The sequence below is a fragment of the Snuella sedimenti genome, assembly GCF_016428595.1.
Lineage (GTDB): Bacteria > Bacteroidota > Bacteroidia > Flavobacteriales > Flavobacteriaceae > Snuella > Snuella sedimenti.
Window position 1 is genome coordinate 52,181 of record NZ_JAELVQ010000006.1, and the last position, 12,709, is coordinate 64,889.

11 protein-coding genes and 1 tRNA gene are annotated in these 12,709 nt (G+C 34.7%); 8 read left to right on the forward strand and 4 right to left on the reverse strand.

Annotated features, from left to right (window positions below; all coding sequences use genetic code 11):
* Window positions 1-48 precede the first annotated feature (48 nt).
* Entirely contained in the window at window positions 49-1,119 is a 1,071-nt protein-coding gene (locus JF259_RS06425; RefSeq protein WP_199114488.1) for a hypothetical protein, read from the forward strand.
* Between the two features lie 100 nt (window positions 1,120-1,219).
* On the opposite strand, the gene JF259_RS06430 is transcribed toward JF259_RS06425, so the two are convergent.
* Together JF259_RS06430 and JF259_RS06435 are read right to left on the reverse strand one after the other, a co-directional pair.
* Window positions 1,220-1,432, reverse strand: a complete 213-nt coding sequence (locus tag JF259_RS06430; RefSeq protein ID WP_394370588.1) for a site-specific integrase — start codon at window positions 1,430-1,432, stop codon at window positions 1,220-1,222.
* A 241-nt stretch (window positions 1,433-1,673) separates the two neighbouring features.
* Window positions 1,674-1,755, reverse strand: a tRNA-Leu gene (locus JF259_RS06435).
* A 511-nt stretch (window positions 1,756-2,266) separates the two neighbouring features.
* Between JF259_RS06435 and JF259_RS06440 the strand changes: the two genes are divergently transcribed.
* The 3 genes from JF259_RS06440 to JF259_RS06450 all read left to right on the forward strand — a co-directional run bounded on the left by JF259_RS06440 (window position 2,267) and on the right by JF259_RS06450 (window position 5,788).
* A complete protein-coding gene (locus JF259_RS06440; RefSeq protein ID WP_199114489.1) occupies window positions 2,267-3,661 on the forward strand; it encodes a dipeptidase in 1,395 nt (464 codons plus the stop codon).
* Window positions 3,662-3,778: 117 nt separating this feature from the next.
* Window positions 3,779-4,921: a DoxX family protein gene (locus JF259_RS06445; RefSeq protein WP_199114490.1), complete on the forward strand. Its 1,143-nt coding sequence runs from the start codon at window positions 3,779-3,781 to the stop codon at window positions 4,919-4,921.
* A complete protein-coding gene (locus JF259_RS06450) occupies window positions 4,922-5,788 on the forward strand; it encodes a DMT family transporter (protein WP_199114491.1) in 867 nt (288 codons plus the stop codon). It begins immediately after the preceding gene.
* 21 nt (window positions 5,789-5,809) lie between these two features.
* Here JF259_RS06450 and JF259_RS06455 read toward each other — a convergent pair whose 3' ends face one another.
* Window positions 5,810-7,012, reverse strand: coding sequence for an NAD(P)/FAD-dependent oxidoreductase (locus tag JF259_RS06455; RefSeq protein WP_199114492.1), 1,203 nt, complete (start codon window positions 7,010-7,012; stop codon window positions 5,810-5,812).
* Window positions 7,013-7,169: 157 nt separating this feature from the next.
* Here JF259_RS06455 and JF259_RS06460 point away from each other — a divergent pair, with 157 nt between their 5' ends.
* The 4 genes from JF259_RS06460 (at window position 7,170) to JF259_RS06475 (ending at window position 11,474) form a co-directional block, all read left to right on the forward strand.
* Window positions 7,170-7,535, forward strand: a complete 366-nt coding sequence (locus tag JF259_RS06460; protein WP_199114493.1) for a BlaI/MecI/CopY family transcriptional regulator — start codon at window positions 7,170-7,172, stop codon at window positions 7,533-7,535.
* 2 nt (window positions 7,536-7,537) lie between these two features.
* On the forward strand, window positions 7,538-9,586 hold the full coding sequence (locus JF259_RS06465) for a M56 family metallopeptidase (RefSeq protein WP_199114494.1): 2,049 nt from the start codon (window positions 7,538-7,540) through the stop codon (window positions 9,584-9,586).
* 143 nt (window positions 9,587-9,729) lie between these two features.
* The gene (locus JF259_RS06470; RefSeq protein ID WP_199114495.1) at window positions 9,730-10,830 is read left to right on the forward strand and encodes a DUF4407 domain-containing protein; all 1,101 of its coding nucleotides are present in this window, start codon (window positions 9,730-9,732) and stop codon (window positions 10,828-10,830) included.
* 212 nt (window positions 10,831-11,042) lie between these two features.
* Window positions 11,043-11,474, forward strand: a complete 432-nt coding sequence (locus JF259_RS06475) for a YybH family protein (RefSeq protein WP_199114496.1) — start codon at window positions 11,043-11,045, stop codon at window positions 11,472-11,474.
* 9 nt (window positions 11,475-11,483) lie between these two features.
* Here the strand turns inward: JF259_RS06475 and JF259_RS06480 are convergent, their stop codons facing one another.
* Window positions 11,484-12,707, reverse strand: coding sequence for a M24 family metallopeptidase (locus JF259_RS06480; protein ID WP_199114497.1), 1,224 nt, complete (start codon window positions 12,705-12,707; stop codon window positions 11,484-11,486).
* Window positions 12,708-12,709 lie beyond the last annotated feature (2 nt).

Consider the following 12,709-nt stretch of genomic DNA (forward strand, 5'->3'; position numbering starts at 1 on the left):
ATCTGATTAAGATTTATATTATAAACATTTTCCTTTTAGTTTAGATACATGAGCAAACAGACAAAAAATATATTAATTTCAATTTCAATATCATTTGCCTTTCTACTTATTTCAGAAGGCCTAAATTACCTAAGAAAATCTAATCCTGAATTATTACTTGAAGTATTAACCAACAATGATGTTATATCAATAAACGAAAAAGTTGAAGGCTTAAAAATCCTCTACAATAATAAAGACCTTAGAGAGAGTAATGAAAAGCTTATCATTTTAAATATTAAGATTGAAAATATTGGAAACAAAGGAATAAATGAATCTGACTACTACAGCAAAGTCCCTTTTGGATTTGAATTAAAAAATGCTAAAATTATCAAAAGTCCCAAATTAATTAAAACATCTAATACTTTTTTGGATGATAACATAGACTTATTTTTAAAAAACGACAATCAAATCCATATTTCCAAAATACCTCTTGAAGTAAATGATTTCTTCATTATCAAAATTGAAGCAATAATAAAAAACAATATAGATCCAAATTTAAATCCAATAGGCTATATCAATGGTGCTAAAAATGGAATTAAAGTTATAAGTTCATATCAATCTCAGGGAAAAAGCACTTATACGAGATCTTGGCTTGAAAGTATATTTTATTACTTTGGGATTTTTGTGTTTTTAACTATCATTTGTTTAATTCTAATAAACTTTATAAACAATAGTAAATCTCAAAGACCTATTGATAAAAGCTTCAGAAATGATTTAATTAAAAAATTGAAACAAAAACATACAATTGACCTACCAGATAACATCTATAATTTAATCATAAATACCTACCTTGAAACTGGGGATGACTTCTTATACTATCTTAACCATGATGCCTTTAATAATCCTACTACTCTAAAAATAATTATCAGTAGAATAAACAACGGTGAACCTATTAATGAATTATTGAATTTTAAACATGGTGAAGAAGAAGCCTTATCACAACTATTAATTATCCTTTTAGAATCAAATCTATTAAGTGACGTTGAAACAGATATTAAAATAAGTGTAGAACTTAGAAACGAAATAAACAAACTAGAAGGATTAATTAGAGCAACAGGAGAATCTTTACTTGAAAAATAATTTACAAAATTGAGGTCTAACCAAGACCATAAGATTCTTTAAAACTTAATAATCTTAAAAACTCCTTCCAATACACCCCTGTTACCCTGTGAGAAACATATTAAAAGGACGTCCTATTTTTGGCTTTAAAAAATATTATTTTTAGTTTTTTCATATCCCTGTTGTGTTCTTTCGTTTCAAACCTGCTTAAGTGGTTTTGGAGGTCCTCACTTATTTTACTCTTCACCACCCGAGCATAAACCTGCGTAGTTGTAAGCTTGGAGTATCCCAACAATTTCGATACTGTTCCAATAGGCACTCCATTGGAAAGCATAACGGTTGTAGCAAAAGTGTGCCGGGCTACCTGAAAGGTGATTTCCTAATGCAAACCGCAACCTTTTGCTATTTCTTTCAAATAGGTATTTGTCATTTAATTGAAACCAAAAAGAAATCAAATAGGATCAATAAAAATTAAAGGAGCAAAAAAACAGAAATGTTGTACCTATGTTGTACCTAAACAAAAAAAGCCTCTCAAAATTGAGAAGCTTTTTATTAAAAATATCTAAGTGAAAAAGTGCGGGCGGGGAGACTCGAACTCCCACACCTCGCGGCACCAGATCCTAAGTCTGGCGTGTCTACCAATTCCACCACGCCCGCTTTTTCAAAATTTTAAGAACTTTTATTTGGTTAAATCCTAAGTCTAGCGTGTCTACCAATTCCACCACGCCCGCAAAAGGACTGCAAATATATAAATTTGTTTTAATAAACAAATACTTCTATGATAAAAAAATTGCGCTAAAACTTTTCTTTTTTAAAAGATACAGAGACTGTTTAAAATTCGTTTTTGAAATTTGTTATAGGTCATTTTTTTTACCAATTAAGGCTTTAAAACCGGAGTTTAGCAGCGCTAAATGAGGATTTTTATAACGAAAAGTGGTGAAAAAAGGGGCATAACAAAACCAAAAGGTGGAATTTAAACAGTCTCACAATACCAAGACAAAACAAGGATTCCTGAAGTGACAATACCTCTCCCAAACTAACCAAAATTGTTAGCTAATTAAAGACCTTATAGCGACATAAGCCTATAGCATGATACTCTTTCTTACTTCTAAAATCATTTCAATTAACAGATGTTTTGTACTTTTGATACGCTTTAAAACAAATATCCATGCAAAATATCCAAACTTACATTAACACGCATAAGGACCGTTTTTTAAATGAACTTATAGAACTTTTAAAAATCCCATCCATAAGTGCCGATTCCACCTATAAAAATGAGGTTATAAAAACAGCCGAAGCTGTAAAAACCCAACTCGAGCAAGCGGGTTGTGATACAGTAGAAATTTGTAAAACAAAAGGGTTTCCTATTGTGTATGGAGAAAAAATGATTGACAAAAACCTGCCTACTGTGTTGGTATATGGGCATTATGATGTACAACCACCCGATCCGTTAAATCTATGGAACTCCCCTCCTTTTGAACCTGTTATAAAGGAAACGGATTCACATCCTGAAGGTGCTATTTTTGCACGGGGCGCCTGCGATGACAAAGGACAAATGTATATGCATGTGAAAGCACTGGAATTCATGACTAAAACAAAACAATTACCTTGTAATGTAAAGTTTATGATAGAAGGTGAAGAAGAGGTTGGCAGTGAAAATTTAGGTGATTTTGTTAAAGCTAATCGTGAAAAACTAAGCAATGATGTTATATTGATCTCTGATACTGGCATGATTGCTAAAGACACACCATCCATAACCACAGGATTACGCGGACTAAGCTATGTTGAGGTTGAAGTGACCGGCCCTAATCGGGATTTACATTCTGGATTATATGGTGGTGCCGTTGCTAACCCAATTAACGTTTTAGCAAAAATGATAGCCTCTTTACACGATGAAAACAACCACATTACCATTCCCGGTTTTTATGACAAGGTAGAAATTTTATCAGAAGCCGAACGTGCAGAAATGGCTAAAGCACCTTTCTCTTTAGAAGCATACAAAAAGGCTCTTGATATTGATGCTGTTTATGGTGAAGCAGGCTACACCACCAACGAACGCAATTCCATTCGCCCGACTCTGGATGTTAACGGTATTTGGGGCGGCTACACCGGTGAAGGCGCAAAAACAGTTATTGCGAGTAAAGCCTATGCTAAAATATCAATGCGATTAGTTCCTCATCAAGATTGGAAAGAAATTACCCAATTATTCAAATCGCATTTTGAAAGCATTGCCCCAAAAGGCGTTACCGTGAAAGTAACACCCCATCATGGAGGCCAAGGTTATGTAACGCCTATTGACTGTATTGGTTATCAAGCAGCATCAAAAGCATACAAAAGTACATTTGGAAAAACACCTATCCCGCAAAGAAGCGGTGGCAGTATCCCTATAGTATCTCTTTTTGAAAAAGAATTGAAGAGCAAAACGATCTTAATGGGCTTTGGTTTGGACAGTGATGCTATCCATTCACCAAATGAGCATTTTGGAATCTTTAATTACTTAAAGGGTATAGAAACCATTCCCTATTTTTACAAATATTTTACAGAACTCTCAAAACAAAAATAAACCTACTTAATTAAAAAGTACATGCTTTTAACCCAAGAGTATCAAGAAAATTGGAGTTCCTCTAAAAAGCACCTATTTAAGTTTGTTTTTTCCTACTTCTCTTTATATATCTTTTTGATGTTCTCTAGTAGACTATTCGAAACACCTTTTAAATGGTTGGGAAAAACAGTTCTAGACATAAATTACAGCTACGATGTTAACGGTTTTGGCAGCGGCGATAACACATATGCATATGTTACGCTTGTTATAAATGTAATTTTAGCCATTATCATATCCATAATTTGGATATTGCTGGGTAATTCTAGAAAAAATTACAACAAGCTCTTTTATTGGTTCATAGTTGCCCTGAGGATATTTTTAATCTCTTTCATGTTTTCTTATGGTTCGGTAAAAATTATACAGCTACAATTTCCCTACCCATCACTTGCTAAAATGTTAGAACCTTTAGGCAATTTCTCTCCTATGGGCCTCGCCTGGACGTATCTGGGGTACTCAAAAGGATACAATCTCTTTATGGGGTTGATGGAAATTATTGGAGGACTATTATTAATTCCAAGAAGAACGTCTACACTTGGAGCATTCATAACAATGGGGGTTATGACACATGTTGTTATAATGAATTTTACTTATGATATTCCTGTTAAGATATTTTCGATCCATTTAACCCTAATGGCATTATTTATTTTTAGTACAGACCTTAAACGATTTATAAAAATATTTATTACCAATAAGCCTATTAGGTCTTATGACTATTTCAATCCCATAAAAAATAAGACCTACCATAAGATAATCCTTTGGACGAAATGTATTCTAATCATAGCTTTTTTTAGCATATTTTTTGTGCAATCATACGGCAACAATAGAGGTAAAAGCAACACTAATAAACCGCCTCTTTATGGTGTATGGGAAGTAACAGAATACATTAAAGAAGGAGATACACTTCAACCATTAATTACAGATACAGAAAGGTGGCGTTATTTAATTATTGAGCAAGCAAATCATGCTATAGCAAAAACCATGAATGATGTAAACCATTCTTTCAAATTTAAAACTGATACTATAAATAAAAAAGTGATGATTTATAGTCCAGGAACCAAATCTGAAACTTACAATTTCAAATACGAACTCTTAAACAATGAAATTCTAACCCTTAAAGGTGATCTTTATCTTTATAATTTGGAAATCAAACTAAGAAAAAAGGATTTATTATTAGATTCTAGAGACTTTCACTGGATTAATGAAAAACCATTCAACCGTTAAATGAAAAACCAGCACCTCAACCACCTTTTACAACTTTTACTTGCAACGCTTTTTATAAGTACATCGGGAGCCTTAGGGAGGTTTATAGATCTCCCCATCCCCATTACCATTTGGTGGCGTTCTATTATTGCATTGCTTTTATTATATTTTTTCTGTCGATATAAACATATTAGTTTAACCATTCGTTCTAAACGGGATTTGTTACCAGCTATTATTAGTGGCCTGTTGTTAGGCACCCATTGGATTACTTATTTCTATGCCTTAAAATTATCCAATGTGGCCATTGGTATGCTATCCCTTTTTGTTTATCCAATATTTACAGCTTTACTAGAGCCCTTATTTATAAAAACAAAGTTTGACCCCATATATATTGTTTTAGGGCTCATGGTTCTATTTGGCATTTATTTGTTAGCTCCTGAATTTGATATTGAGAACACACATGTAAGGGGTATATTATTTGGATTATTCTCGGCCTTGTGCTATGCCTTACGAAACATACTTTCCAAAAAGCTTGTAACGCATTATAGCGGTTCATCTGTTATGGTTTATCAAATGTTTGTTATAAGTATTGTATTATTCCCTACATTATTTATACTGGATGCGTCCAATATCAATACCCAGTTCCCATATGTTATCCTTCTTGCAATACTTACCACAGCAGTTGGACATACCATGCTAATATACAGCTTAAAACATTTTACAGTAAGTACCGCTAGCATCATTAATAGTATGCAACCTATTTTGGGAATCGTTATCGCTTTTATTTTTTTGGGTGAGATCCCCACCTGGAATACTTTTTTTGGTGGACTCATCATTCTATCAACAGTAATTATTGAAAGCCTCCGTTCTCAAAAAAAGTCTGCTTAAAAATTACTACGGTTCGTTTCTTTATGGTAACTGTGAATAGCCTCTTCGCGTTTTCCAAAGAAAGTATTTTTCAAAAAGTACTTTAGAGAAATCGTAAAAGATATTTGGAATCATAATGGCAAACTTTCGAGGTTTAAACAACGTATCGCTCAAAATAATCACTTCTTTTTTACCAGCATCCATAACACATATTCCGGGAATCCTACCCCAAGCTTTTTTCTTCAATTTTGATTTTCCATTGGTTACCCGTATGATATTCTCTGCCACAATTTTTCCAGTTTCATCTGATGGATAGCCTGTTTTAGGTCCTGAAAACGGTATTTTACCAGGCTTAAAAGGTAATTTTACATCCACAGCAATACCTGCTGCCCAAATGTTGTTGTAGTCTAAGTGCCTATAGTCTTCCCCTACCGGTAAATAGCCGTTAGCTGTTGCATGCAAATCGGGAGAGTTCGAAACAAAATCGACACCTACAAACGGAGGCATGAGCATGGTAAACCTACTAGGTAATTCTTCTCCAGAACTAAGCAATACTTTATTTTTAAAAACTTCTTTTACCCCCACTTCGGTACGATAGTGAATGTTGAACATTTTCATAAAGGATTTTAACATGGTTTCACCACCTGTTATACCATCAATTCCGAAGTGTCCCAAATAAGTCTCGGGAGTAATCCAGTATAAATCCACTTGCTTTCTTATATGTTGTTCGCGCAACCATTTCTCTATATTGAACAAAAACTCATAAGCAGCCCCCATACAACCAGCATTTTGGGTAGCTCCTATAACAATAGACCCAGGATTTTTCTTAAATTCCTCAAGGGCTTTTCGGGTTTTCATGGCCCCATTAGGCGTACCAATATAATGGGCAAACTCCTTAACACCTGGAGCCACATCGTACTTCACTTTGGGACCCGTTGCAATAACTAAATGATCGTAAGACACATCGCCTTTATCGGTTACAACAACCTGCTTTTTAGCATCCACTTTAATGGCTTCAGCATTTAAAAAATCAACACCCTTTTTTGCTAGTACGGCATCCTTCCTGAATGAAATATCTTTTACCTCCCGTCTTCCAAAAGGCACCCAAATCAGAGAAGGAATAAACAAAAACAATGGTGACTTATCAACCACTATTACCCTGTGCCCTGTTTTGCCTTTTCGTTTTATTTCCAAAGCGGCGGTCATTCCTGCAAAATTTCCACCAACGACTACTGTTGTTTTCATAATTTCCTGTTTTATACCATTAAAATTAATCCTTTTGTGCCGCATAGAATGTTACAAAAGTCACACAACAAAGGCTTTAAAACCTATTTTAGGCTCTACACTTGTAGAATTAAAAAATTTATTCTACATTTGTAGAACACATTCTAAATTTGTAGACATGCAATTATCGAAAACCGAAGAAGAACTAATGAATTATTTATGGAAGCTAAAAAAAGCTTTTATGAAAGATATTCTAGACCAGTATCCCGAACCCAAACCGGCTTCCACAACCATTGCAACCCTTTTAAAACGCATGACGGAGAAAGGGTTTATTAACTACAAAGTTTTTGGTAAATCGCGGGAATATTTCCCTTTGATAAAAAAAGAAGCTTACTTCTCCAAGCATGTAAACAGTCTTATAAAAACCTTTTTTAATGATAGTGCTTCCCAATTTGCTTCTTTCTTCACCAAAGAAACCAATTTAACTAAAGAAGAACTGGAACACCTAAAGACACTCATTGATAGTGAAATAAAAAAGAAGTAATCATGCTTTTATATGTCTTAAAATCCGGTATTTGCTTAGGTATTCTTTATGCTGTTTACAAACTCCTTTTAGAGAAAGAGGACATGCACTTTTTTAAGCGGTTTTATTTAATAGGCGCCTTACTGGCTTCAATGATTATTCCTACCATAACGTTTACGGAATACATAAAAGTAATCCCCGAAGAAATACCTCTAGTGGTTTCCAATAATATACCCTTCCAGGCCAATATAGTAGCCCCGCAACAAAATTACTGGCCCGTTATTTTATGGAGCATCTATGGTCTTGGCGTTTTGCTTTTTAGCTTTAAATTCATTAAAAATCTATTTGACATAGGCTATAAAATAAGACAAAACCCAAAGTACAAAACCAAAAGGGTCACCAATGTTTTATTGGCAGAAGCCGTTATTCCCCATACTTTTTTAAGTTATGTCTTTTTAAACAAATACAAATTCGAAGCGCAACAAATCCCCAAAGCCATATTGTTACATGAAGAAGCCCATGCCGTTCAAAAGCACAGTCTGGACGTGTTATTTATAGAAATTATCCTGATTGTCTTTTGGTTCAATCCAATAATATATTTGGTAAAACGCAGCATGAAGTTAAACCATGAGTTTCTGGCAGATCAAACCGTTATCAATAAGGGTATTGCAACCCCTACATATCAAAATATTTTACTGGCATTCTCATCAAATGCCTCCTACTCACCCTTGGCGCACGCCATCAATCATTCATTAATCAAAAAACGATTTACAGTTATGAAAACACAAACATCCAAATTAGCCTTATGGCTACGACGTCTACTCGTCTTGCCTTTACTCACTATTCTAATCTATAGTTTTAGTAGTAAAGTTATTGTTGAAAAAAACCTAAGTCCTCAAGCTACAGAACAAGGAACATCCTCTGATAAAATAACAATACACATCGACGAGAACAACACTATTAGTATTAATAATAAACAGGTTCTTCTTAAAGACCTTTCGAATGAACTCCAAAAGATCAACCATCAAAGTAATGCAGAACCCAGGGTTTATGTGGAAGTAAAAGGAACCTTATCTAACGCTTTTCTGTTCGACCTCAAAAAAGAAGTAGAAAAGGCAAATACCTCAATAACAGAAGTAAAAGCCAATTATATAGAAATGGATGAGCGTAGTGAGCATGCTAATTCATTTAAAGGCATTTCCTTTTCTGCTGACACGCTTCACTTTACAAACAAAAAAGGGGAGCTAATGCGTGGGTATTCAGGATCACCGCATACAATATCACCTCAAAAAGCAACAGACAAAGAGGATCATGATTCTATAACCATAAGAATTCCAAAAAGCAGCAACTATATTATCAATAGCAATGACCTAATGCTTATTTCAAAATATACCAATGATTTAATACAAAATAGCCAACAAAAAGCAACAGACAAAGAGATCACAGAATATAAACAATTTGTAAAAAAACTCAATGCGCTCCCTGAACGTCAGCGCATCATAAAACAAAAAGATCTGGTTCGTTTACAACATATTTATGATAAAATGTCCGAGGCGCAAAAAAGGTCGGTCACACAATTTTATCAATTAGTCCTTCCTCCTCCACCTCCCCCACCAACGCCGGCTGAACCACAAAACCCTTCAAAAACATTATTAGATGCCAGGAAAAAATATGAAGAAAAAGCTGAAACCTATATGGAAGCTGTGCAGGGCTACAAAACCGGTGAAAGTAAACTTGACGAATTACATAACCTTTATAAAGAAGTGATGTTACTATACAAACAGTACAGCTCGTTATCTAAAGCAGAAAACATTGCCTACAATTATTTAACCGTTCCTGATGGTGGCAAATTTGAGCTAAAATTATCAGACGGTACGAAAGTTTTTCTAGGATCAGGGGCTAAGTTAAAATATCCAGCTAAGTTCGTCAAAGGTCAAATACGTAAAGTAGAGCTAGAGGGTGAAGCTTATTTTGATGTGGCAAATAGTGATGAATACATAAACGCTTCTTTCATTGTTATTGTGAATGGCAAAGAAATAGATGCATCAAGAAAAAAATCAATTAAAAATTGATGTAATTTGTAAAATCACGCTTAAACTAATATGCAGTCTAAATCCGGTTAAATGAAATTTGACCGGATTTTTTGGCGCATAAAATGTAACATTTCCCCTTTATTAACGTTCTAATAACCAGTCAATCAAAAATCAATCACGTTATGTTAAAGCAATTTTTCATTATCTGCTCGGGTGCAGACACCGCTATTTTAGAACACTGCTCTAAAGGCGAACAAAATAAATATGTGGGTATTGGTGCCACGGTTTTCTTTACGGCCGTTATGGCTTTTATAGCTGCCAGCTATGCACTATACATGGTATTTGACAATCTTTATACTGCTATTTTCTTCGGACTTATTTGGGGTTTACTCATTTTTAACTTGGATCGGTATATTGTTTCTACCATTAAAAAAAGTGATCTTTTTACGGATGAACTTCTTCAGGCAGCTCCCAGAATTGTATTGGCTGTGATTATTGCCATTGTTATAGCAAAGCCGCTAGAACTAAAAATTTTCGAAAAAGAGATCAATCAAGTATTATTAGAACAGAAAAATGAACTCACTTTGCTTAACAAACAGCAAATAGCCAAACAATTTGATCCTTCTATAGACAATCTGAATAAAGAAATCACAAGCCTCCAACAACAAATAGACACTAAGGAGGCCGAAGTAAATGCGCTATATGAAACATACATAGCAGAAGCAGAAGGCTCTGCAGGTACCAAACTAAAAGGTAAAGGACCTGTTTATAAAGAAAAACGTGATAAACATGATGCGCTACTAACCGAATTACAGCAACTAAAAGCGGAGAACAAAACAAAAATAACTACTCTCGAAACACAAATTGCAGGCCTTAAAGGTGATTATGAAACACAAGTCTTAACATCACAACCCATTATTAATAATTTTGATGGCTTAATGGCGCGCATTAATGCATTGAACAAACTCCCCTGGCTACCTTCATTTTTTATATTTCTACTCTTTCTAGCTATTGAAACAGCTCCCATCATCGCTAAACTATTAGCTCCAAAAAGTGCTTATGATTTTAAACTCGAAGACCAAGAAACGGCTGTAAAAACAATAGTACTTCAAAACAAAAGCCAAAGAGATGTATTACTGAGAACAGAAAATGCTATTAACGACCGAATTTATGAAGATATAAAACAAGAGGACGAACTATACAATTACAAACGTAAAAAAGCCCGGGAACTTCTGCAGTTACAAGCTGATGCCTTTTTTAAACATCAAAAGAACGCGCTGTAGTCTTCTTTAAAATAAACACAGAAACAGCTTTTCAGAACTTAAAAATTAGTTATTTTTAGTCGATCATAACGAAGTTATCTAAGAAGTGATTTATATTAACGTTCAGAGCAGAGCAAAGAACCTTATAATAATAAAAATTAATCTTTTAAGTAGATTCTTCATTTCATTCAGAATGAACTTTTTAGAACTCTTCATAAATTTCCTTTTAAAAAATGAAAAGACTTATATGTATTCTGTGTTTAGTTGTATGTTTCAACACTCAAGCACAAACCTTAGAATCAAAAGACAAAACAGCCATTCTTAACCTAATCGAAGACCAAAGACAAGCATGGAACAACAACGACATTGATACCTTTATGTCCAGTTATTGGAAAAGTGATTCGTTAAAATTTTACGGTAGCAACGGGGTTACGAACGGCTGGAAAAACACCCTGGCACGTTACAAAAAGAGTTATCCTACCAAGGCGCATATGGGTCATTTGAATTTTAAAATTAATGCGGTTACAAAAATAGATGACGGTGCCTACTATGTGATGGGCGAATACCATTTAACCCGTGACATTGGTAACGCCAATGGTATTTTTATGATCATTTTGAAAAAAATAGAAGGCGAGTGGAAAATCATTGCCGACACCTCTTGTTAATATAACTTTTTAAGGTTTCGCCAAACCAAACGGATCTTCTATTGAAAGAGCGGGTTCTGTAAACCACTGAGAACCATTTTCGGACATGTAAATATGATCTTCTAAACGAACACCAAATTCATTAGGCACGCAAAGCATGGGTTCATTACTAAAACACATACCGGGTTTTAACACCGTAGCATTCCCTTTTACAATGTACGGGTATTCATGGATATCCAATCCAATACCATGTCCAGTTCTATGGGGTAATCCTGGTAAATTATAATCAGGTCCCAAGCCATAAGATGCTATAAGCTCCCTTACCTTGCTATCGACCGCATCGCAAGTCGCTCCCAGTTGTGCTGCTTGGAAAGCAACTAGCTGCGCCTCCTTTTCTATGTTCCAGATTCGGCGTTGCAAATCGTTTGGTTCTCCAAAAACATAGGTACGTGTAATATCGGAAATATAGTCGTGGAGTACACAACCAGTATCCACCAAAACCATATCGTTCTCCTCTAAATTTTTTGGTGATTTCACCCCATGTGGAAAAGACGAATCTACACCAAAGAGTACAATACAAAAATAAGATCCAGAGGCAATACCATAACGTTTGTGAGCTTCATGAATAAAATCTTCGACCGCTTTTGCACTTATTCCCACATGCATAATTCTTGCTGCTGCTTTTTGTACTTCCATGGTAATATCCATGGCAACTTGCATAATAGCTATTTCTGCCGACGATTTCATTGTTCTACAACCCGAAATAATGGCATTTGCATTCACTAAAGTGTAGGATGCCCCAACTTTTAGAATCCCATCTGTCACAAAAAAAGGTGTTGTTTCATCTATATAAATAGCACCTTCTGTTATTCCATTCTGGGATAAAACATCACAAAACAAAGCATAAGGCGATTCATGCTCGTGCCAACCATGTACTTCTCCCTCAATCTGCATAAAGTCTAAAACAGTACCTCTTTCAAATTCTGGCACTATATAATGCAATGTACCGTTTGAAAACAAAATGGCGCCAACCATACGCTCACTAACACCCCATCTCGTACCTGTAAAATAGAACAAATTGGTTCCTGCATGTAGGTAAATGGCATTTACATTTTCGGTCTTCATTAACTTACAGGCCTTATCTATTCTTGTTTGAAACTCAGCCTTTTCAATAGGTTTAGCTAAATGTGCTTTAGGCCTTATTTTATCTAATTCTTCTTGAATACTTGAACCTCCAACACCTATTGTTTTCATAC